Origin of the sequence: Burkholderia sp. AU17457 (assembly GCF_002223255.1) — a bacterium.
In the GTDB taxonomy this organism is placed as follows: domain Bacteria; phylum Pseudomonadota; class Gammaproteobacteria; order Burkholderiales; family Burkholderiaceae; genus Burkholderia; species Burkholderia sola.
This window is the reverse complement of sequence record NZ_NKFB01000002.1, coordinates 19,230-37,728: the sequence shown is the minus strand read 5'-3', so window position 1 is coordinate 37,728 and position 18,499 is coordinate 19,230. Positions and strand designations below refer to the sequence as shown.

General features: G+C 60.0%; 31 protein-coding genes. All 31 read right to left on the bottom strand.

What is annotated here, in order from left to right:
* Positions 1–131: 131 nt before the first annotated feature.
* A complete protein-coding gene (rplQ, locus tag CFB49_RS01495) occupies positions 132–527 on the bottom strand; it encodes a 50S ribosomal protein L17 (RefSeq protein WP_006477175.1) in 396 nt (131 codons plus the stop codon).
* Positions 528–676: 149 nt separating this feature from the next.
* On the bottom strand, positions 677–1,654 hold the full coding sequence (locus CFB49_RS01490) for a DNA-directed RNA polymerase subunit alpha (RefSeq protein ID WP_006477176.1): 978 nt from the start codon (positions 1,652–1,654) through the stop codon (positions 677–679).
* 124 nt (positions 1,655–1,778) lie between these two features.
* Positions 1,779–2,402 (bottom strand): 30S ribosomal protein S4, encoded by a 624-nt coding sequence (gene rpsD / locus CFB49_RS01485; RefSeq protein ID WP_006477177.1) that lies wholly within the window; start codon positions 2,400–2,402, stop codon positions 1,779–1,781.
* A gap of 154 nt (positions 2,403–2,556) precedes the next feature.
* On the bottom strand, positions 2,557–2,958 hold the full coding sequence (rpsK, locus tag CFB49_RS01480) for a 30S ribosomal protein S11 (protein WP_004197937.1): 402 nt from the start codon (positions 2,956–2,958) through the stop codon (positions 2,557–2,559).
* A gap of 28 nt (positions 2,959–2,986) precedes the next feature.
* Positions 2,987–3,352: a 30S ribosomal protein S13 gene (gene rpsM, locus CFB49_RS01475; protein WP_006477178.1), complete on the bottom strand. Its 366-nt coding sequence runs from the start codon at positions 3,350–3,352 to the stop codon at positions 2,987–2,989.
* A 38-nt stretch (positions 3,353–3,390) separates the two neighbouring features.
* Entirely contained in the window at positions 3,391–3,507 is a 117-nt protein-coding gene (gene rpmJ / locus CFB49_RS01470; protein WP_004199844.1) for a 50S ribosomal protein L36, read from the bottom strand.
* A gap of 20 nt (positions 3,508–3,527) precedes the next feature.
* Positions 3,528–3,746 carry a translation initiation factor IF-1 gene (gene infA, locus CFB49_RS01465; RefSeq protein ID WP_004521905.1) on the bottom strand — a complete coding sequence of 73 codons (219 nt, stop codon included), beginning with the start codon at positions 3,744–3,746 and terminating at the stop codon, positions 3,528–3,530.
* A gap of 7 nt (positions 3,747–3,753) precedes the next feature.
* Positions 3,754–5,103 (bottom strand): preprotein translocase subunit SecY, encoded by a 1,350-nt coding sequence (secY, locus tag CFB49_RS01460; protein WP_050013167.1) that lies wholly within the window; start codon positions 5,101–5,103, stop codon positions 3,754–3,756.
* A gap of 42 nt (positions 5,104–5,145) precedes the next feature.
* Positions 5,146–5,580: a 50S ribosomal protein L15 gene (gene rplO, locus CFB49_RS01455; protein WP_006482880.1), complete on the bottom strand. Its 435-nt coding sequence runs from the start codon at positions 5,578–5,580 to the stop codon at positions 5,146–5,148.
* Between the two features lie 26 nt (positions 5,581–5,606).
* Positions 5,607–5,789: a 50S ribosomal protein L30 gene (gene rpmD / locus CFB49_RS01450; protein WP_006400644.1), complete on the bottom strand. Its 183-nt coding sequence runs from the start codon at positions 5,787–5,789 to the stop codon at positions 5,607–5,609.
* Between the two features lie 15 nt (positions 5,790–5,804).
* Entirely contained in the window at positions 5,805–6,323 is a 519-nt protein-coding gene (gene rpsE, locus CFB49_RS01445) for a 30S ribosomal protein S5 (RefSeq protein WP_006752931.1), read from the bottom strand.
* Between the two features lie 14 nt (positions 6,324–6,337).
* Positions 6,338–6,703, bottom strand: coding sequence for a 50S ribosomal protein L18 (rplR, locus tag CFB49_RS01440; RefSeq protein ID WP_006477183.1), 366 nt, complete (start codon positions 6,701–6,703; stop codon positions 6,338–6,340).
* A gap of 12 nt (positions 6,704–6,715) precedes the next feature.
* Complete coding sequence (gene rplF / locus CFB49_RS01435) at positions 6,716–7,246, bottom strand: 50S ribosomal protein L6 (RefSeq protein ID WP_006477184.1); 531 nt, start codon at positions 7,244–7,246, stop codon at positions 6,716–6,718.
* An 18-nt stretch (positions 7,247–7,264) separates the two neighbouring features.
* Positions 7,265–7,660, bottom strand: a complete 396-nt coding sequence (rpsH, locus tag CFB49_RS01430; protein WP_006477185.1) for a 30S ribosomal protein S8 — start codon at positions 7,658–7,660, stop codon at positions 7,265–7,267.
* Between the two features lie 14 nt (positions 7,661–7,674).
* Positions 7,675–7,980, bottom strand: a complete 306-nt coding sequence (gene rpsN, locus CFB49_RS01425; RefSeq protein ID WP_006482884.1) for a 30S ribosomal protein S14 — start codon at positions 7,978–7,980, stop codon at positions 7,675–7,677.
* Positions 7,981–7,987: 7 nt separating this feature from the next.
* Positions 7,988–8,527 carry a 50S ribosomal protein L5 gene (gene rplE / locus CFB49_RS01420; protein ID WP_006477186.1) on the bottom strand — a complete coding sequence of 180 codons (540 nt, stop codon included), beginning with the start codon at positions 8,525–8,527 and terminating at the stop codon, positions 7,988–7,990.
* Between the two features lie 16 nt (positions 8,528–8,543).
* A complete protein-coding gene (gene rplX, locus CFB49_RS01415; protein ID WP_006477187.1) occupies positions 8,544–8,852 on the bottom strand; it encodes a 50S ribosomal protein L24 in 309 nt (102 codons plus the stop codon).
* A 9-nt stretch (positions 8,853–8,861) separates the two neighbouring features.
* Positions 8,862–9,230: a 50S ribosomal protein L14 gene (gene rplN / locus CFB49_RS01410; protein ID WP_006482918.1), complete on the bottom strand. Its 369-nt coding sequence runs from the start codon at positions 9,228–9,230 to the stop codon at positions 8,862–8,864.
* A gap of 309 nt (positions 9,231–9,539) precedes the next feature.
* The gene (gene rpsQ / locus CFB49_RS01405; RefSeq protein WP_006477189.1) at positions 9,540–9,812 is read right to left on the bottom strand and encodes a 30S ribosomal protein S17; all 273 of its coding nucleotides are present in this window, start codon (positions 9,810–9,812) and stop codon (positions 9,540–9,542) included.
* A complete protein-coding gene (gene rpmC / locus CFB49_RS01400) occupies positions 9,809–10,003 on the bottom strand; it encodes a 50S ribosomal protein L29 (RefSeq protein ID WP_006400652.1) in 195 nt (64 codons plus the stop codon). Before rpmC ends, rpsQ begins: the two co-directional genes overlap by 4 nt.
* 9 nt (positions 10,004–10,012) lie before the next feature.
* Positions 10,013–10,429 carry a 50S ribosomal protein L16 gene (rplP, locus tag CFB49_RS01395; protein WP_006482873.1) on the bottom strand — a complete coding sequence of 139 codons (417 nt, stop codon included), beginning with the start codon at positions 10,427–10,429 and terminating at the stop codon, positions 10,013–10,015.
* 2 nt (positions 10,430–10,431) lie between these two features.
* Positions 10,432–11,232, bottom strand: coding sequence for a 30S ribosomal protein S3 (gene rpsC / locus CFB49_RS01390; RefSeq protein ID WP_006482899.1), 801 nt, complete (start codon positions 11,230–11,232; stop codon positions 10,432–10,434).
* Positions 11,233–11,243: 11 nt separating this feature from the next.
* Positions 11,244–11,573, bottom strand: a complete 330-nt coding sequence (gene rplV / locus CFB49_RS01385; protein ID WP_004199272.1) for a 50S ribosomal protein L22 — start codon at positions 11,571–11,573, stop codon at positions 11,244–11,246.
* Between the two features lie 12 nt (positions 11,574–11,585).
* Entirely contained in the window at positions 11,586–11,861 is a 276-nt protein-coding gene (rpsS, locus tag CFB49_RS01380; RefSeq protein WP_004199273.1) for a 30S ribosomal protein S19, read from the bottom strand.
* A gap of 10 nt (positions 11,862–11,871) precedes the next feature.
* Positions 11,872–12,699, bottom strand: coding sequence for a 50S ribosomal protein L2 (gene rplB, locus CFB49_RS01375; protein ID WP_006482900.1), 828 nt, complete (start codon positions 12,697–12,699; stop codon positions 11,872–11,874).
* 2 nt (positions 12,700–12,701) lie between these two features.
* Positions 12,702–13,016: a 50S ribosomal protein L23 gene (rplW, locus tag CFB49_RS01370; protein WP_004199275.1), complete on the bottom strand. Its 315-nt coding sequence runs from the start codon at positions 13,014–13,016 to the stop codon at positions 12,702–12,704.
* Positions 13,013–13,633, bottom strand: a complete 621-nt coding sequence (gene rplD / locus CFB49_RS01365) for a 50S ribosomal protein L4 (protein WP_006477192.1) — start codon at positions 13,631–13,633, stop codon at positions 13,013–13,015. Before rplD ends, rplW begins: the two co-directional genes overlap by 4 nt.
* Complete coding sequence (gene rplC, locus CFB49_RS01360) at positions 13,633–14,283, bottom strand: 50S ribosomal protein L3 (protein ID WP_006482922.1); 651 nt, start codon at positions 14,281–14,283, stop codon at positions 13,633–13,635. Before rplC ends, rplD begins: the two co-directional genes overlap by 1 nt.
* Positions 14,284–14,461: 178 nt before the next feature.
* Positions 14,462–14,773, bottom strand: a complete 312-nt coding sequence (gene rpsJ / locus CFB49_RS01355; protein ID WP_004199280.1) for a 30S ribosomal protein S10 — start codon at positions 14,771–14,773, stop codon at positions 14,462–14,464.
* 288 nt (positions 14,774–15,061) lie between these two features.
* Positions 15,062–16,252, bottom strand: a complete 1,191-nt coding sequence (gene tuf, locus CFB49_RS01350) for an elongation factor Tu (RefSeq protein WP_006482910.1) — start codon at positions 16,250–16,252, stop codon at positions 15,062–15,064.
* Between the two features lie 42 nt (positions 16,253–16,294).
* On the bottom strand, positions 16,295–18,397 hold the full coding sequence (fusA, locus tag CFB49_RS01345) for an elongation factor G (protein ID WP_044849034.1): 2,103 nt from the start codon (positions 18,395–18,397) through the stop codon (positions 16,295–16,297).
* Positions 18,398–18,499 lie beyond the last annotated feature (102 nt).

Genomic DNA, 18,499 nt, shown 5'->3' with positions numbered 1-18,499 from the left:
CCGTATCGTAGCGCAGCCCGCGCGACGCTGTCGGCACCGGCCTGCGACAATCGATCGCAGCCGGCATCTCAAAAACAAAAAGGGCCAAGCAATCGCTCGGCCCCTTTCAGATCCTGCTGCGTACCGGAAGCTTACTCGGCTTCTTGCACGTTTTCCGTTTCGTCGACTTCCGGACGGTCGAGCAGTTCGACCAGTGCCATCGGTGCGTTGTCGCCGACGCGGAAGCCGAACTTCAGCACGCGCAGGTAGCCGCCCGGACGGTTCGCGAAACGCGGACCGAGCACGTCGAACAGCTTCGCGACCGAGTCACGATCGCGCAGGCGGTTGAACGCCAGGCGACGGTTTGCCAGCGACGGCTTCTTGCCGAGCGTGATCAGCGGCTCGACGACTTTACGGAGTTCCTTCGCCTTCGGCAGCGTCGTCTTGATGACTTCGTGCTCGATCAGCGAGTTGGACATGTTACGGAGCATAGCCAGACGGTGGCTGCTCGTGCGGTTCAGTTTCCGCAGACCATGACGATGGCGCATTTCAGTTTCCTTGATTCAAAGTTTTGGTCCAGCTCTTCTATCGCGCCTCGGCGGGCGCACGGGCCGGTAACGAAAAAAAGCAAGATGCGGATTTTAAAGGAAAATCCGCATCTTTGCCAACTACAGCTATAGCTAGGCTACGACCGGGCTTACTTGTCGAGACCAGCCGGCGGCCAGTTCTCGAGCTTCATGCCCAGCGTGAGACCGCGCGAAGCGAGCACTTCCTTGATCTCGTTCAGCGACTTGCGACCGAGGTTCGGCGTCTTCAGCAGCTCGTTTTCCGTGCGCTGGATCAGATCGCCGATGTAGTAGATGTTCTCGGCCTTCAGGCAGTTCGCCGAACGAACCGTCAGCTCGAGATCGTCCACCGGACGCAGCAGGATCGGATCGATCTGCGGTGCACGCGACGGTGCCTCGGCTGCCGTTTCCGTACCTTCCAGCGCCGCGAACACGGACAGCTGGTCGACCAGGATGCGGGCCGACTGGCGGATCGCTTCTTCCGGCGTGATCACGCCGCTCGTCTCGATGTTCATCACGAGCTTGTCGAGGTCGGTACGCTGCTCGACCCGTGCGCTTTCAACCGCATAGCTCACGCGGCGAACCGGCGAGAACGATGCGTCGAGGACGATGCGGCCGATGATCTTGGCCGTGTCTTCGCCGTAGCGACGGACGTTGCCGGGCACATAGCCGCGACCCTTTTCGATCTTGATCTGAACGTCGAGCTTGCCGCCCTTCGACAGGTGCGCAATCACGTGATTCGGGTTGATGACTTCGCAATCGTGAGCCAGCTCGATATCGCCGGCCGTCACGACGCCTTCACCTTCCTTGCGCAGCGTAACCGTCACTTCGTCACGGTTATGCAGCTTGAACACCACGCCCTTCAGGTTCAGCAGCAGGTTGACGACGTCTTCCTGCACGCCATCCAGCGTCGAGTACTCGTGCACCACGCCCGCGATCGTGACTTCGGTCGGCGCGTAGCCCACCATCGACGACAGCAGCACGCGGCGAAGCGCATTGCCCAAGGTGTGGCCATAACCGCGTTCGAACGGTTCCATGACCACCCTCGCGTGGTTCTCGCCCAGCGATTCCACGGCGATGATCTTGGGTTTCAGCAAACTGGTTTGCATGGGCTTTCCTTTTCAATACCCTCGGCTCGTTACACCGATAAGGCTGACCGGTAACAACCAGAAAATAAACAGCCGAGGCCCCTCCTTGCGCAACGCAATCGGGGTACCTCGGCCGTCAATCGGATTAACGCGAATACAATTCGACGATCAGGCTTTCGTTGATGTCGCCTGCGATTTCAGCGCGTTCCGGCATTTGCTTGAACGTGCCTTCGAACTTCTTCGCATCGACTGCAACCCAGCTCGGCATACCGCCTTGCTCGGCCAGCGACAGCGCTTCGACGATACGCGCCTGCTTCTTCGCCTTTTCGCGGATCGCGACGACGTCACCCGCCTTCACTTGCTGCGACGGGACGTTTGCGACGACGCCGTTCACGGTGATCGACTTGTGGCTCACCAGCTGACGCGCTTCAGCGCGGGTCGAGCCGAAGCCCATGCGATACACGACGTTGTCGAGGCGCGACTCGAGCAGTTGCAGCAGGTTTTCACCCGTGTTGCCCTTGCGGCGATCGGCTTCAGCGAAGTAGCGACGGAACTGACGTTCCAGCACGCCGTAGATACGCTTGACCTTCTGCTTTTCGCGCAGCTGCGTACCGTAGTCGGACGTACGTGCGCCCGAGGTACGGCCGTGCTGACCCGGCTTGCTGTCGAGCTTGCACTTGTCGGCGAGCGAGCGGCGCGCGCTCTTCAGGAACAGGTCGGTGCCTTCACGGCGGGACAGCTTGGCTTTGGGGCCGATATAACGTGCCACTTTGCATTCCTTTATCAATCAGTCACGCGGATCGAAATCCGCGCTAGTCCGCTCCCTTTGGGGCGAACGGTGGGCTTAGTCAATCAAAAAAGCAACGCCCGTCGACGCTGAGCGGCGACAGGCAATGCGCTAGCACGAACGTGCCAGCACATCCTTAGATACGACGACGCTTCGGCGGGCGGCAGCCGTTGTGCGGAATCGGGGTGACGTCCGAAATCGCGGTGATCTTGATGCCGAGGCCGTGCAGTGCGCGCACTGCCGACTCGCGACCCGGGCCCGGGCCCTTGATCCGCACTTCCAGATTCTTCACGCCGTATTCCATCGCGACGCGGCCAGCCGACTCGGCTGCGACCTGAGCAGCGAACGGCGTCGATTTGCGCGAGCCCTTGAAGCCCTGACCGCCCGACGTCGCCCATGCCAGAGCGTTGCCTTGGCGATCGGTGATCGTGATGATCGTGTTGTTGAACGACGCGTGAACGTGAACCACGCCTTCAGCGACGTTCTTCTTAACCTTCTTGCGAACGCGTTGCGCCGCGGTGTTCGAAGCCTTAGCCATTACGTTTTCCTGTAACTGTCAGTTCCGCTTACTTCTTCAGCGCTTGCGCTGCACGACGCGGACCCTTGCGGGTACGTGCGTTCGTACGCGTACGCTGACCGCGCATCGGCAGGCCCTTGCGATGACGGACGCCACGGTAGCAACCGAGGTCCATCAGGCGCTTGATGTTCATCGTCACTTCACGGCGCAGATCGCCTTCGACGACAAACTTGCCCACTTCTTCACGCAGCTTTTCCAGGTCTGCGTCGGTCAGATCCTTGACCTTCTTCGAAAAATCGACGCCAGCTGCCACGCAGATGCTGCGCGAACGGGTGCGGCCGACACCAAAGATAGCCGTCAGGCCGATCTCGGTGTGCTGGTGATTCGGGATGTTAACCCCTGCGATACGAGCCATTGTTTTTCCTCAAACAAAAAGCGCAAACAAACGCGCGGTCAGCCTTGGCGCTGCTTGTGGCGCGGATCCGAGCTGCAGATCACGCGAACGACGCCTTTGCGCTTGATGATCTTGCAATTGCGGCAAATGCGCTTAACCGATGCCATCACTTTCATGATAATACCCTTTTTTCAAATCACTTCGCCCGGAACACGATCCGCGCACGAGACAGATCGTAAGGCGTCAACTCAACCGTCACCTTGTCGCCGGGCAGAATGCGGATGTAGTGCATCCGCATCTTTCCGGAAATATGCCCCAACACGACATGGCCGTTTTCCAGCTTCACACGGAAGGTCGCATTCGGGAGGTTTTCAATCACCTCACCCTGCATCTGGATTACATCGTCTTTGGCCATAGTCCTTTCAACGCATCGGGATGTTGCCGCCCTTGAAGTTTGCCTTCTTGAGCAGTGACTCATACTGTTGCGACATAACGTACGACTGCACCTGCGCCATAAAGTCCATCGTGACGACGACAATGATCAGCAGCGACGTTCCACCAAAATAAAACGGCACGTTCCAGCGCAGCACCAGGAATTCCGGCAGCAGACACACGAAGACGATGTAGATCGCACCGGCCAGCGTCAGACGCGTGAGGATGCGGTCGATATATCGTGCGGTCTGATCGCCCGGACGGATGCCCGGAACAAACGCGCCGCTCTTCTTCAGGTTGTCCGCGGTCTCCCTGCTGTTGAACACCAGTGCGGTGTAGAAGAAGCAGAAAAACACGATTGCCAGCGTGTACAGCAGCACATAGACCGGCTGGCCCGGCTTCAGCGCTTCCGCAACGTTATGCAACGTATTGGAAATCCAGCTTCCCGTCGGCTGACCGGTACTGAACCAGCCGAGAATCGTTGCCGGGAACAGAATGATCGACGATGCAAAGATCGGCGGAATCACGCCCGACATGTTCAGCTTCAGCGGCAGATGCGACGACTGCCCGCCGTAGATCTTGTTGCCGACCTGGCGCTTCGCGTAGTTCACGAGGATCTTGCGCTGACCGCGTTCGATGAACACGACCAGGTAAGTCACCGCGGCGATCAGAACGACGATGATGATCGCCGAAATGATGCTCATCGAACCCGTACGCACCAGCTCGAACAACCCACCCACGGCATTCGGGAACCCTGCTGCGATCCCGCCGAAGATGATGATCGAGATACCGTTGCCCAGACCACGCTCGGTAATCTGCTCGCCGAGCCACATCAGGAACATCGTGCCGGTCACCAGCGTCACGACCGTCGTCAGACGGAACAGCGTGCCGGGATCGGTGACGAGGCCCGGCTGGTTTTCCAGCGCGGCCGCGATACCGAATGCCTGGAAGGTCGCGAGCACCACGGTGAAATACCGCGTGTACTGCGTGATCTTCCGTTGCCCTGCCTGCCCTTCCTTCTTCAGCGCCTCGAGCTGCGGCGAAACGATCGCCAGCAACTGCATGATGATCGACGCCGAGATGTACGGCATGATCCCCAGCGCAAAGATCGTGAAGCGGGAAAGTGCGCCACCCGAGAACATGTTGAACATGCCCAGGATGCCGCCCGCCTGGCTCTGGAACAGCTTGGCCAGTTGATCCGGATCGATGCCCGGCACGGGAATGTGCGCGCCGATGCGATAGACGATCAGCGCCAGGAGCAGGAACATCGCTCGCCGGCGCAGATCGCCGAATTTCGCCGTGCTTCGACCGGGTTTTGCAAGACTCGGGCTGTTAGCCAAGTACCTTCTCCGATGAATGCAAGTGACGACGCGCTACGCGTGTCACTCGGCGAACGAACCGCCAGCCGCTTCGATCGCAGCGCGCGCACCCTTGGTGGCACCGAGACCCTTCACGACGATCTTGCGCTTCAGTTCGCCCGTCGCGATGATCTTTGCGCTCTTCGTCAGCTCGCCGACCAGGCCGGCTTGCTTCAGTGCGAGCAGATCGATCTCGTCGACCGGCAGCTTCTCGAGGTCGCCCAGACGCACTTCACCGACGAATTCCTTCGTCAGCGACGTGAAGCCGCGCTTCGGCAGACGACGTTGCAGCGGCATCTGACCGCCTTCGAAACCGACTTTGTGGAAGCCGCCCGAACGCGATTTCTGACCCTTGTGACCACGGCCAGCCGTCTTGCCGAGGCCCGAACCGATGCCACGACCGACGCGACGCTTGGCGTGCTTGGCGCCAGCTGCCGGCTTCAGGTTATTCAATTCCATATCAACTCCTTGATCCGTAGGGCCGCTTACGCGATGACCTTAACGAGGTACGAGACCTTGTTGATCATGCCGCGGACCGCCGGCGTGTCCTGCAGCTCGCTAACCGAGTTGAGTCGGCGCAGGCCCAGGCCACGCACGGTCGCGCGGTGCGATTCGCGGGTCCCGATCAGGCTCTTCACGAGCTGAACCTTGACAGTTTTTTCAGACATGGTGACCACCCGGGCTTAGCCCAAAATATCTTCGACGGACTTGCCGCGCTTCGCCGCGATGTCTGCCGGGGTCGACTGCTTGCGCAGGCCGTCCAGCGTGGCGCGAACGAGGTTGTACGGGTTCGTCGAACCGTGGCTCTTCGCCACGACGTTCTGAACGCCCATCACGTCGAACACTGCGCGCATCGGGCCGCCGGCGATCACGCCCGTACCTGCCTTCGCCGGAGCGAGGAGGACAGCGGATGCGCCGTGCTTGCCGTGCACTTCGTGCTGCAGCGTGCCGTTCTTGAGCGGCACCTTGAACATGTTGCGGCGAGCTTGTTCCATTGCCTTCTGGACAGCGACCGGCACTTCCTTCGCCTTGCCCTTGCCCATACCGATGCGGCCATCACCGTCGCCAACCACGGTCAGTGCGGCGAAGCCGAGAATACGGCCACCCTTCACGACCTTGGTCACGCGATTGACCGAAATCATCTTTTCGCGAAGGCCGTCGTCGCGCTCGTCAGCCTGAACTTTCGCTTGCATCTTTGCCATGACGAATTCCTTCCTTAGAACTTGAGCCCAGCTTCGCGAGCTGCCTCAGCCAGCGCCTTGACGCGGCCGTGGTAGCGGAAGCCCGAGCGGTCGAAGGCGACGGATTCGATGCCGGCAGCCTTTGCCTTTTCGGCAATACGCTTGCCGATCAGCGTCGCGGCATTGACGTTGCCGCCCTTGCCCGACTTGTCGGCCAGTTCTGCGCGCACTTCTGCCTCGAGCGTCGATGCGCTGGCGAGCACCTTGGTGCCGCAGGGCGAGAACACTTGAGCGTAGATGTGCGTGTTCGTGCGATGCACGGCGAGACGCGCGACCTGCAGCTCAGCGATCTTGATACGCGTCTGGCGAGCGCGGCGCAGGCGAGATTGAGTCTTATCCATGATTGCGCACCCTTACTTCTTCTTCGTTTCTTTGAGGATCACAACCTCGTCGGCATAACGCACGCCCTTGCCCTTGTAGGGCTCCGGCGGACGGTAACCGCGGACTTCCGCAGCCACTTGACCGACTTGTTGCTTGTTGATCCCCTTGATCACGATTTCGGTTTGCGTCGGGGTTTCAGCCTTGACGCCTTCCGGCATCTGGTGCACCACCGGGTGCGAGAAACCCAGCGACAGGTTCAGCTTGTCGCCTTGCGCTTGCGCACGGTAACCGACGCCAACCAGCGTCAGCTTGCGCTCGAAACCCTTGGTCACGCCGTGCACGGCATTCGCGATGATCGCGCGCATCGTGCCCGACAGTGCATTTGCTTCGCGGCTTTCGTCGACCGGCGACAGATTCAGCGTGCCGTCGTTGTTCGCCACGTTCACGAGCGGATTGATCGCTTGCGTGATGGTGCCCAGCGGGCCCTTGACGGTGATCGCACCGTCGGCCAGCTTGACTTCCGCGCCTTGCAGCGCGATCGGGCTCTTACCTACTCGAGACATGTTTCTCTCTCCTCGGCTTTAAGCGACGTAGCAGATGACTTCGCCGCCGACGCCGGTAGCGCGCGCCTTGCGGTCGGTCATCACGCCCTTCGGCGTCGACACGATTGCCACACCGAGGCCATTCATGACCTGCGGAATGTCGTTGCGGCCGCGGTACACGCGCAGACCAGGCTTCGACACGCGCTCGAGGCGTTCGATGACCGGGCGACCTGCGTAGTACTTCAGCGCGATATTCAGTTCGGACTTCGCACCTTCCGCCTTCACGGCGAAATCGTCGATATAGCCTTCGTCCTTCAGGACTTGCGCGATTGCAACCTTGACCTTCGACGAGGGCATCGCGACCGATACCTTCTCGACCATCTGCGCGTTGCGGATGCGAGTCAGCATATCGGCGATAGGATCACTCATGCTCATTTACGTTTCTCCTATTACCAGCTCGCCTTGGTCAGGCCAGGAATCTCGCCACGGAATGCGATTTCACGAATCTTGTTACGCGCGAGGCCGAATTTACGGAACGTGCCACGCGGACGGCCCGTGATCGCGCAGCGATTACGCTGGCGGGTCGGGTTTGCGTTGCGGGGCAGTTGCTGCAGCTCCAGGCGTGCTTCGTAGCGCTCTTCTTCCGACTTGCTTTGGTCTTCGACGATCGCCTTCAGCGCTTCACGCTTTGCTGCGAACTTCGCGACCAGGCGGGCGCGCTTCTTTTCACGTTCGATCAGTGCCAGTTTAGCCACGGTAACCTCAGTTTCTGAACGGGAACTTGAAGCTGGCGAGCAGAGCCTTTGCTTCGTCGTCGGTCTTCGCAGTCGTCGTGATGCTGATGTTCAGCCCACGCAGTGCGTCGATCTTGTCGTAATCGATTTCGGGGAAAATGATCTGCTCTTTCACACCGATGTTGTAGTTGCCACGGCCATCGAAAGCACGACCCGACACACCGCGGAAGTCACGCACGCGGGGCAGGGCAACCGTCACGAAACGGTCGAGGAATTCGTACATCGCCTGGCCACGCAGCGTCACCATCGCGCCGATCGGGTAACCCTGGCGGATCTTGAAGCCTGCGATTGCCTTGCGAGCCTTCGTGACGACCGGCTTCTGGCCGGCGATCTTCGTGAGGTCGCCAACGGCGTTCTCGATGATCTTCTTGTCAGCGATCGCTTCGCCAAGACCCATGTTCAGCGTGATCTTGGTGATGCGCGGCACTTCCATGACCGACTTGTAACCGAACTTCTCGATCAGGCCGGGCACAACCTTTTCTTTGTAAAACTCTTGAAAACGAGCCATTTTTTACTCCGCTGCGTCAGGCGCTCAGTACGGCACCGGTCGTCTTCAGGAAGCGAACCTTCTTGCCTTCCTCGACCTTGATGCCAACACGCGACGCCTTGCCATTCGCGTCGACCAGTGCGACGTTCGAAATATGCAGGGGCATCGTCTTCGCTTCCACGCCGCCCGTCGTACCCTTCATCGGGTTCGGCTTCACATGCTTCTTGACGAGGTTGATACCTTCAACCGTCACATGTTCAGCACCGACAGCCAGCACGACGCCGCGCTTGCCCTTGTCCTTGCCAGTGACGACGATGACTTCGTCACCTTTGCGAATCTTGTTCATCGCGACTCCTTACAGCACTTCCGGCGCCAGCGAAACGATCTTCATGAATCGTTCGCTACGCAGCTCACGCGTCACCGGCCCGAAGATACGGGTGCCGATCGGCTCGAGCTTGTTATTCAAAAGCACAGCGGCGTTGCCGTCGAACTTGATCAGCGAGCCGTCTTGACGACGCACGCCCTTGGCGGTGCGAACCACCACGGCGTTGTAAATTTCGCCTTTCTTCACGCGCCCGCGCGGCGTTGCCTCTTTGACGCTCACCTTGATGATGTCGCCAATGCCGGCATAACGACGCTTCGAGCCGCCGAGCACCTTGATGCACAGGACTTCACGTGCACCCGTGTTGTCGGCTACTTCGAGCCGAGATTCGGTCTGGATCATGGTTTGTCTTTCCCAACTTAATCCGGATGCACCACCATGATGCATTCGGTCAGTCTTGGTCCCGTCAGCCAATCGGCTGCTTGGGTTGGAACAGCAGCGACGGCAAACGAAACCCGCCATCGCAATTCGGTGAATCTTTCGGACAGGCAGGCGCCAGTCCGCTTCCCCCACCAACTTCGCCCGCGACGGGGCTCCCATAAAGAGGGAAGACCAGGATTATAACAAATAATCCTGGTCCCGCAAGCAAAAACTTTGCGATTTCAAGCACTTCGTGGAGAAGTGCCTGTTACTGCCTACTGCGCTGTCCGCTTAGATGACGCGAGCAGCTTCGACGAGGCGCGACACCGTCCAGGCCTTCGTCTTCGAAACAGGACGCGTTTCCTGGATTTCGACGAGATCGCCTTCGTTGTAGGTGTTCGCTTCATCGTGCGCGTGGTACTTCTTCGAGCGCACGACATACTTGCCGTAGATCGGGTGCTTGACGCGGTGCTCGATCAGCACGGTGACGGTCTTGTCCATCTTGTTGCTGACGACCCGACCGACCAGCGTCCGCTTCAGCGAGGTTTTCACGCTATCGTTCATTTCTGGTTCGCCTTCTGAGTCATGACGGTCCGCACACGTGCGATGTCGCGACGAACCTTCTTCAGCTGGCTCGTGTTCGTGAGCTGCTGGGTCGCGAGTTGCATGCGCAGGCCGAATTGCGCCTTCAGCAGGTCCGCCAGCTCCTTGTTGAGCGCGGCCTGGTCTTTCTGGAGAAGTTCGGAAGCCTTCATGTTTTCTCCTTAGGCGCCGAGCTGGCGCACGATGAATGCCGTCTTCAGCGGCAGCTTGGCTGCGGCCAGACGGAACGCTTCGCGTGCCAGTTCTTCGGTTACGCCGTCCATTTCATAGAGCATCTTGCCCGGCTGAATCTCGGCGACGTAGTACTCCGGGTTACCCTTACCGTTACCCATACGCACTTCGGCCGGCTTCTGCGAAATCGGCTTGTCCGGGAAGATCCGGATCCAGATGCGGCCGCCACGCTTGATGTGACGCGTCATTGCACGACGCGCCGCTTCAATCTGACGTGCGGTCAAACGACCGCGACCGATCGCCTTCAGGCCGAATTCACCGAACGACACTGCGTTGCCGCGCGTCGCCTTGCCGGTGTTACGACCCTTTTGCTCTTTACGATACTTTCTGCGTTTCGGTTGCAGCATCGTTATTCTCCAGTCTTGCCGTCTTCGGGCTTGCCGGCGCCGCGGCGCGGTGCGCCACGACGAGCACCCGGAGCGCCGCCTTCGCCGTCACGGCGCGGACGACGGTCGCCCGGACGCGCATTGCGACGCGGACGCTTGTCTTCGGCTACTTCTTCCACCACCGGTGCGTCGTTGCGGCCGAGCGTATCGCCCTTGTAGACCCACACCTTGACGCCGATGATCCCGTAAGTCGTCTTCGCTTCCGAAGTCGCGTAGTCGATATCAGCACGCAGCGTGTGAAGCGGCACGCGACCTTCGCGATACCACTCCGTACGAGCGATTTCGATACCGTTCAGACGGCCCGCGCTCATGATCTTGATGCCTTGGGCACCCAGACGCATCGCGTTCTGCATCGCACGCTTCATCGCGCGACGGAACATGATCCGGCGCTCGAGCTGTTGCGTGATCGAGTCAGCGATCAGCTGAGCATCGGTTTCCGGCTTGCGGATTTCTTCGATGTTGACGTGAACCGGCACGCCCATGCGGCGTTGCAGTTCCGTCTTCAGCTGTTCGATATCCTCGCCCTTCTTGCCGATGACCACGCCCGGACGCGAGCTGTAAATCGTGATGCGCGCGTTCTTCGCCGGACGCTCGATGACGACTCGACCGACCGAAGCGTTCTTCAGCTTCTTCTTCAGGTATTCACGAACACCGATGTCTTCCTGCAGCATCGCCGCGAAATTGTTGTTGTTCGCGTACCAACGCGAAGCCCAATTGCGGCTGACAGCCAGGCGGAAGCCAGTCGGATGAATTTTCTGTCCCATCGTATGGCTCCTTAATTCCCGACCGTCACAGTGATGTGACAGGATTGCTTCTCGATGCGGTTACCGCGGCCCTTGGCGCGCGCGGTGAAACGCTTGAGCGATGCAGCCTTGTCGACGTAGATGCTCTTGATCTTGAGCTCGTCGATATCAGCGCCTTCGTTGTGCTCCGCATTCGCGATTGCCGACAGCACAACCTTCTTCACGATGCCAGCCGCCTTCTTCGGCGAGAACGTCAGAACGTTCAGCGCCTTGTCGACCGGCAAACCGCGGATCTGGTCAGCCACAAGGCGCGTTTTCTGCGCCGAGATGCGGGCACCGCGATGAATTGCTTTCACTTCCATCTTGATTGCCCCTTATTTCTTGGCCTTCTTGTCGGCTGCGTGACCCTTGAACGTACGGGTCAGTGCGAACTCGCCAAGCTTGTGGCCGACCATGTTTTCCGAGATGTACACCGGAACGTGTTGACGGCCGTTGTGAACAGCGATCGTCAGGCCGATGAAATCCGGCAGAATCGTCGAGCGACGCGACCAGGTCTTGATCGGCTTTTTGTCGCGCGAAGCTGCAGCCGCCTCAACTTTCTTCAGCAAATGGGCGTCGCAGAACGGACCTTTTTTAACAGAACGTGCCATTGCCTACTCCTTAACGCTTGTGACGGCGCTGGACGATCATCGTCGTCGTGCGCTTGTTGCTGCGGGTGCGGTAACCCTTAGCCGGCGTACCCCACGGGCTCACCGGGTCGCGACCTGCAGCCGTCTTGCCCTCACCACCACCGTGCGGGTGATCGACCGGGTTCATCGCAACGCCACGCACCGTCGGGCGGATACCGCGCCAGCGGTTCGCGCCGGCCTTGCCGATCTGGCGCAGGCTGTGCTCTTCGTTACCGACTTCACCGATCGTTGCACGGCACTCGATGTGCACGCGGCGGATTTCGCCCGAACGCAGACGAACCTGCGCGTAGACGCCTTCACGTGCCAGCAGCATGGCCGACGTGCCAGCCGAACGCGCCATTTGCGCGCCCTTGCCCGGCAGCATCTCGATGCAGTGGATCGTCGTACCGACCGGAATGTTGCGGATCGGCAGCGTGTTGCCTGCGCGGATCGGCGCTTCCGAACCCGACATCAGCTGTTGGCCGACGGTCAGGCCCTTCGGGGCGATGATGTAGCGACGCTCGCCGTCTGCGTAGAGCACCAGCGCGATGTTCGCGCTGCGGTTCGGGTCGTACTCGAGACGTTCGACCTTTGCCGGGATGCCATCCTTCGTGCGACGGAAATCGACGATACGGTAGTGCTGCTTGTGACCACCACCCTTGTGACGCGTGGTGATACGACCGTTGTTGTTACGGCCGGCGGTCGAGCTCTGCGAGTCGAGCAGCGCCGCGAACGGCTTGCCCTGGTGCAGGTTCTTGTTGACCACCTTGACCATCGCGCGGCGACCCGGCGATGTCGGCTTAACTTTAACGATTGCCATGATTACTTGGCCTCCGCTTCAAAGTTGATTTCCTGGCCGGGCTTCAGGCAAACGTACGCCTTCTTCACGTCCTTGCGGCGGCCCATCGAACGGCCGAAGCGCTTTTGCTTGCCCTTCTGAACCAGCACGTTGACCGAATCAACTTCAACCTTGAACAGCAGCTCGACAGCCGCCTTCACTTCCTGCTTCGTGGCATCCGGTGCGACTTCGAACACGACTTGCTCGTTCTTGTCGGCAACCAGCGTCGCCTTTTCCGAGATCACCGGTGCGAGCAGGACCTGCATCAAACGATGATCGTTCTTGCGAATCTCGCTCATGACAGCAACTCCTCGATCTGGGCGACCGCAGCCTTCGTGACCAGCACTTTCTTGAAGTAGATCAGCGACAGCGGGTCAGCGTAGCGCGGCTCGACAATCGCCACGTGCGGCAGGTTGCGCGAAGCCAGGTACAGGTTCTCGTCGACCGTGTCCGTGATGATCAGAACGGAGTCGAGACCCATGGTCTTGAATTTGTCGGCCAGCAGCTTGGTCTTCGGCGCTTCGAGGATGATGTCCTCGACGACCGACAGACGGCCTTCACGGGCCAGCTGCGAGAAGATCGAGCAGAGACCTGCGCGATGCATCTTCTTGTTGACCTTGTGCGAGAAGTTTTCTTCCGGCGAATTCGGGAAGATACGACCACCGCCACGCCACAGCGGGCTCGACGACATACCGGCACGAGCGCGGCCCGTACCCTTCTGGCGCCACGGCTTCTTGGTCGTGTGCTTGACTTGCTCACGGTCCTTCTGTGCGCGGTTACCCTGGCGAGCATTCGCCTGGTAAGCGACGACGACCTGGTGGATCAGCGCTTCGTTGTAGTCACGACCGAACACGACGTCCGATGCGTTGACCACTGCACCTTCCTGACCATTTTCGTTCAGGAGCTTGAGTTCCATTATTTCGCCCCCTTGGTCTTGACGGCCGGCGTCACGAAGACCTTGCCGCCCTTCGCGCCCGGAATCGCACCCTTCACGAGCAGCAGCTTGCGCTCTGCGTCGATACGAGCGATTTCGAGGTTCTGCACCGTCACCGTCACGTCACCCATGTGACCCGTCATGCGTTTACCCGGGAAAACACGACCCGGATCCTGCGCCATACCGATCGAGCCCGGCACGTTGTGCGAGCGCGAGTTACCGTGCGTGGCACGGCCGGAGGAGAAGTTGTAACGCTTGATCGTACCGGCGTAGCCCTTACCGATCGACACGCCTTGCACGTCGACCTTCTGGCCCACTTCGAAAAGATCTGCACCGACCACGGCGCCATTCGACAGCTCGGCTGCCTTGGCCGCGTCAATGCGGAATTCCTTGAGGATTTCACCGGCTTCGACACCGGCTTTGGCGAGATGACCTGCCAGCGGCTTCGTCACGCGCGATGCGCGGCGGGAGCCGAATGCAACCTGCACGGCCGTGTAGCCGTCGGTTTCAACAGTCTTGATCTGCGTCACGCGGTTGTCCGACACGTCCAGCACGGTGACGGGAATCGAATCCCCTTCAGCCGTGAAGATACGGGTCATGCCAACCTTGCGACCTACGAGTCCAAGGCTCATCATTTTCTCCATTCCCGACTGCGATTGGTCGGGGCTGATTTACAAAATGCCGGGCACGCAAGGCCCAACTTTTTTACGCGAATACGCGAAAAGCCAAGCAGTATAGCCCGACTTCTCGATTTCCGCAAGCAATACAAAGACTTAGCGCCGCCCGGCATGCCGATCGGCGCTGGAAGCCTTACTGCAGCTTGATTTCCACGTCGACGCCAGCCGGCAGGTCGAGCTTCATCAGCGCGTCAACGGTCTTGTCCGTCGGGTCGACGATATCCATCAGGCGCTGGTGGGTACGGATTTCGAGCTGATCGCGCGACGTCTTGTTGACGTGCGGCGAACGCAGGATGTCAAAACGCTGAATGCGCGTCGGCAGCGGCACCGGGCCACGGACGATTGCGCCAGTCCGCTTCGCGGTATCGACGATTTCGGCAGCCGATTGATCGATCAGACGATAGTCGAAAGCCTTCAGGCGAATGCGGATTTTCTGTTGCTGCATGACAATTCCTTGAAAAGAGCGAGGCGATGTTGCATCGCCGGACACTAAAAGAACGTGAAACATGACGCCAGCGGGGAGCGAAGCATCAGGTTCCGGACAGTACTTCCATTGCTAAGCCCGCGATTCTACACGAAAATTCGCGGCGGTGGGCGTTTGTCAATAGCGCGATTCGCACACCACAAAGAAAAACCGGGCGCCAGATCGAACTGGGCACCCGGTTTCTACGGTACACCGCGGCTTACCGTGGAATCGCGGACCCCGAAGGGATCCGCGGATCGTCGATATTACTTACTCGATGATCTTGGCGACGACGCCGGCGCCGACCGTACGGCCGCCTTCGCGGATCGCGAAGCGCAGACCTTCTTCCATCGCGATCGGAGCGATCAGCTTCACCGTGATCGACACGTTGTCGCCCGGCATCACCATTTCCTTGTCCTTCGGCAGCTCGATCGAGCCCGTCACGTCCGTCGTACGGAAGTAGAACTGCGGACGGTAGTTGTTGAAGAACGGCGTGTGACGGCCGCCTTCGTCCTTGCTCAGCACGTACACTTCTGCCGTGAAGTGCGTGTGCGGCGTGATCGAACCCGGCTTCGCCAGAACCTGGCCACGCTCCACGTCTTCACGCTTCGTGCCGCGCAGCAGGATACCCACGTTGTCGCCTGCCTGACCTTGGTCCAGCAGCTTGCGGAACATTTCCACGCCCGTGCAGGTCGTCTTCACCGTCGGCTTGATACCGACGATTTCGATTTCCTCGCCGACCTTCACGATGCCGCGCTCGACGCGACCCGTCACCACCGTACCGCGGCCCGAGATCGAGAACACGTCTTCCACCGGCATCAGGAACGCGCCGTCAACTGCACGCTCCGGCGTCGGGATGTACGTGTCCAGCGCGTCGGCCAGGCTCATGATCGCCACTTCACCCAGCTCGCCCGTGTCGCCTTCCAGCGCCAGCTTGGCCGAACCCTTCACGATCGGCGTGTCGTCGCCCGGGAAGTCGTACTTCGACAGCAGTTCGCGAACCTCCATCTCGACCAGCTCGAGCAGTTCAGCGTCGTCCACCATGTCGCACTTGTTCAGGAACACGATGATGTACGGAACGCCAACCTGACGCGCCAGCAGGATGTGCTCACGCGTTTGCGGCATCGGGCCGTCTGCTGCCGAGCAAACCAGGATCGCGCCGTCCATCTGCGCTGCGCCCGTGATCATGTTCTTCACATAGTCAGCGTGGCCCGGGCAGTCGACGTGTGCGTAGTGGCGGTTAGCCGTTTCGTACTCGACGTGTGCCGTGTTGATCGTGATGCCGCGCGCCTTTTCTTCCGGTGCCGCGTCGATCTGGTCGTACGCCTTCGCTTCGCCGCCGAACTTCTTCGTCAGAACCGTCGTGATCGCTGCCGTCAGCGTCGTCTTGCCGTGGTCAACGTGACCAATCGTACCAACGTTCACGTGCGGCTTGGTCCGCTCAAACTTTTCTTTTGCCATGATTCTCTTCTTTCAAAAAATAATCGATTGAGAGCTACAGATTTACTTCGACTTCGCGCTGATGATCGCCTCGGCAACGTTGCGCGGAGCTTCAGCGTAGTGCTTGAACTCCATCGTGTACGTTGCACGACCTTGCGTCAGCGAGCGCAGCGACGTCGAGTAGCCGAACATTTCCGACAGCGGCACTTCGGCGCGCACGATCTTGCCGCCGCCAACCATGTCTTCCATGCCCTGGACGATACCGCGACGGCCCGACAGGTCGCCCATCACGTTGCCCATGTAGTCTTCCGGCGTCTCGACTTCGACAGCCATCATCGGCTCGAGGACGACCGGGTTCGCCTTGCGCATCGCTTCCTTGAACGCCATCGAACCGGCCATGCGGAACGCGTTTTCGTTCGAGTCAACGTCGTGGTACGAACCGAACGTCAGGTGAACCTTCACGTCGACGACCGGGAAGCCAGCCAGCACGCCCGACTTCAGCGTGTCCTGGATACCCTTGTCGACCGCCGGGATGTATTCACGCGGAATCACACCACCCTTGATCTCGTCGAAGAACTCGTAGCCCTTGCCTTGTTCGTTCGGCTCGAGCGTGATGACCGCGTGACCGTACTGGCCGCGACCACCCGACTGCTTGACGAACTTGCCGTCGACATCCTTCGCCGTCGAACGGATCGTTTCGCGGTACGCAACCTGCGGCTTGCCGACGGTCGCTTCCACGCCGAATTCACGCTTCATCCGGTCGACCAGAATTTCGAGGTGGAGCTCGCCCATGCCCGAAATGATGGTCTGGCCCGACTCTTCGTCGGTCTGCACGCGGAACGACGGGTCTTCCTGAGCCAGACGGTTCAGTGCGAGGCCCATCTTTTCCTGGTCGGCCTTGGTCTTCGGCTCGACTGCCTGCGAAATCACCGGCTCCGGGAACACCATGCGTTCGAGAACGATCGGGTTCGCCGGGTCGCACAGCGTGTCGCCCGTGGTCGCTTCCTTCAGGCCGACCGCTGCGGCGATGTCGCCTGCGCGGACTTCCTTGATTTCTTCACGCTGGTTCGCGTGCATCTGCAGAATACGGCCGAGGCGTTCCTTCTTGCCCTTGGTCGAATTCAGCAGCGTGTCGCCCGAGTTGACGACGCCCGAGTACACCCGGAAGAAGATCAGCTGGCCGACGAACGGGTCGGTCATGATCTTGAACGCGAGCGACGAGAACTTCTCTTCGTCCGACGCCTTGCGCTCTGCTTCTTCGCCGTTTTCGAGCTCGCCCTTGACCGGCGGGATGTCGACCGGCGACGGCAGGAAGTCGATCACGGCGTCGAGCATACGCTGCACGCCCTTGTTCTTGAACGCGGTACCGCACAGCATCGGCTGGATTTCGCACGCGATCGTACGATCACGCAGCGCCTTGACGATGTCGGCTTCCGGCAGATCGCCTTCTTCCAGGTACTTGTTCATCAGGTCTTCGCTGGCTTCGGCAGCCACTTCGACCATCTTTTCGCGCCATTCCTTGCAGGTTTCCGCGAGCTCGGCCGGGATGTCGACGTAGTCGAACTTCGTGCCTTGCGACGCTTCGTCCCAAATGATCGCCTTCATCTTGATCAGGTCGACCACGCCCTTGAAGTTTTCTTCCGAGCCGATCGGCACCACGACCGGAACCGGGTTCGCCTTCAGGCGCAGACGGAGCTGGTCGTAGACCTTGAAGAAGTTCGCGCCGGTACGGTCCATCTTGTTGACGAACGCGAGACGCGGCACCTTGTACTTGTTCGCCTGGCGCCACACCGTTTCCGACTGCGGCTGCACGCCGCCCACTGCGCAGTACACCATGCATGCGCCGTCGAGCACGCGCATCGAACGCTCCACTTCGATCGTGAAGTCGACGTGGCCCGGGGTGTCGATGATGTTGATGCGGTGTTCCGGATAGTTGCCGCCCATGCCCTTCCAGAAGGCCGTGGTAGCAGCGGACGTGATCGTGATGCCACGTTCCTGTTCCTGCTCCATCCAGTCCATCGTGGCTGCGCCGTCGTGGACTTCACCGATCTTGTGGTTCACACCGGTGTAAAACAGAATGCGCTCGGTCGTCGTCGTTTTGCCGGCGTCGATGTGAGCGCTAATACCGATATTGCGGTAGCGCTCGATAGGAGTCTTGCGAGCCACTTTGATCCTCTACTGGGATGACGTGATGCAGCCCTGCCGCATCACGCCTCAACACAAACGGGCGAGGCGCCTGAAAAGCGCACCCGCCCGGAATTTATTTCC

Coding starts and splice junctions, on each gene's coding strand:
- rplQ (WP_006477175.1), bottom strand. CDS start 527: ATGCGCCATCGTCATGGTCTGCGGAAACTGAACCGCACGAGCAGCCAC.
- CFB49_RS01490 (WP_006477176.1), bottom strand. CDS start 1,654: ATGCAAACCAGTTTGCTGAAACCCAAGATCATCGCCGTGGAATCGCTG.
- rpsK (WP_004197937.1), bottom strand. CDS start 2,958: ATGGCTAAGGCTTCGAACACCGCGGCGCAACGCGTTCGCAAGAAGGTT.
- rpsM (WP_006477178.1), bottom strand. CDS start 3,352: ATGGCTCGTATCGCAGGGGTTAACATCCCGAATCACCAGCACACCGAG.
- rpmJ (WP_004199844.1), bottom strand. CDS start 3,507: ATGAAAGTGATGGCATCGGTTAAGCGCATTTGCCGCAATTGCAAGATC.
- infA (WP_004521905.1), bottom strand. CDS start 3,746: ATGGCCAAAGACGATGTAATCCAGATGCAGGGTGAGGTGATTGAAAAC.
- rplO (WP_006482880.1), bottom strand. CDS start 5,580: ATGGAATTGAATAACCTGAAGCCGGCAGCTGGCGCCAAGCACGCCAAG.
- rpmD (WP_006400644.1), bottom strand. CDS start 5,789: ATGTCTGAAAAAACTGTCAAGGTTCAGCTCGTGAAGAGCCTGATCGGG.
- rpsE (WP_006752931.1), bottom strand. CDS start 6,323: ATGGCAAAGATGCAAGCGAAAGTTCAGGCTGACGAGCGCGACGACGGC.
- rplR (WP_006477183.1), bottom strand. CDS start 6,703: ATGGATAAGACTCAATCTCGCCTGCGCCGCGCTCGCCAGACGCGTATC.
- rplF (WP_006477184.1), bottom strand. CDS start 7,246: ATGTCTCGAGTAGGTAAGAGCCCGATCGCGCTGCAAGGCGCGGAAGTC.
- rpsH (WP_006477185.1), bottom strand. CDS start 7,660: ATGAGCATGAGTGATCCTATCGCCGATATGCTGACTCGCATCCGCAAC.
- rplE (WP_006477186.1), bottom strand. CDS start 8,527: ATGGCTCGTTTTCAAGAGTTTTACAAAGAAAAGGTTGTGCCCGGCCTG.
- rplX (WP_006477187.1), bottom strand. CDS start 8,852: ATGAACAAGATTCGCAAAGGTGACGAAGTCATCGTCGTCACTGGCAAG.
- rplN (WP_006482918.1), bottom strand. CDS start 9,230: ATGATCCAGACCGAATCTCGGCTCGAAGTAGCCGACAACACGGGTGCA.
- rpsQ (WP_006477189.1), bottom strand. CDS start 9,812: ATGAACGATAGCGTGAAAACCTCGCTGAAGCGGACGCTGGTCGGTCGG.
- rpmC (WP_006400652.1), bottom strand. CDS start 10,003: ATGAAGGCTTCCGAACTTCTCCAGAAAGACCAGGCCGCGCTCAACAAG.
- rplP (WP_006482873.1), bottom strand. CDS start 10,429: ATGCTGCAACCGAAACGCAGAAAGTATCGTAAAGAGCAAAAGGGTCGT.
- rpsC (WP_006482899.1), bottom strand. CDS start 11,232: ATGGGACAGAAAATTCATCCGACTGGCTTCCGCCTGGCTGTCAGCCGC.
- rplV (WP_004199272.1), bottom strand. CDS start 11,573: ATGGAAGTGAAAGCAATTCATCGCGGTGCCCGCATCTCGGCGCAGAAA.
- rpsS (WP_004199273.1), bottom strand. CDS start 11,861: ATGGCACGTTCTGTTAAAAAAGGTCCGTTCTGCGACGCCCATTTGCTG.
- rplB (WP_006482900.1), bottom strand. CDS start 12,699: ATGGCAATCGTTAAAGTTAAGCCGACATCGCCGGGTCGCCGCGCGATG.
- rplW (WP_004199275.1), bottom strand. CDS start 13,016: ATGAGCGAGATTCGCAAGAACGATCATCGTTTGATGCAGGTCCTGCTC.
- rplD (WP_006477192.1), bottom strand. CDS start 13,633: ATGGAACTCAAGCTCCTGAACGAAAATGGTCAGGAAGGTGCAGTGGTC.
- rplC (WP_006482922.1), bottom strand. CDS start 14,283: ATGAGCCTTGGACTCGTAGGTCGCAAGGTTGGCATGACCCGTATCTTC.
- rpsJ (WP_004199280.1), bottom strand. CDS start 14,773: ATGCAGCAACAGAAAATCCGCATTCGCCTGAAGGCTTTCGACTATCGT.
- tuf (WP_006482910.1), bottom strand. CDS start 16,252: ATGGCAAAAGAAAAGTTTGAGCGGACCAAGCCGCACGTGAACGTTGGT.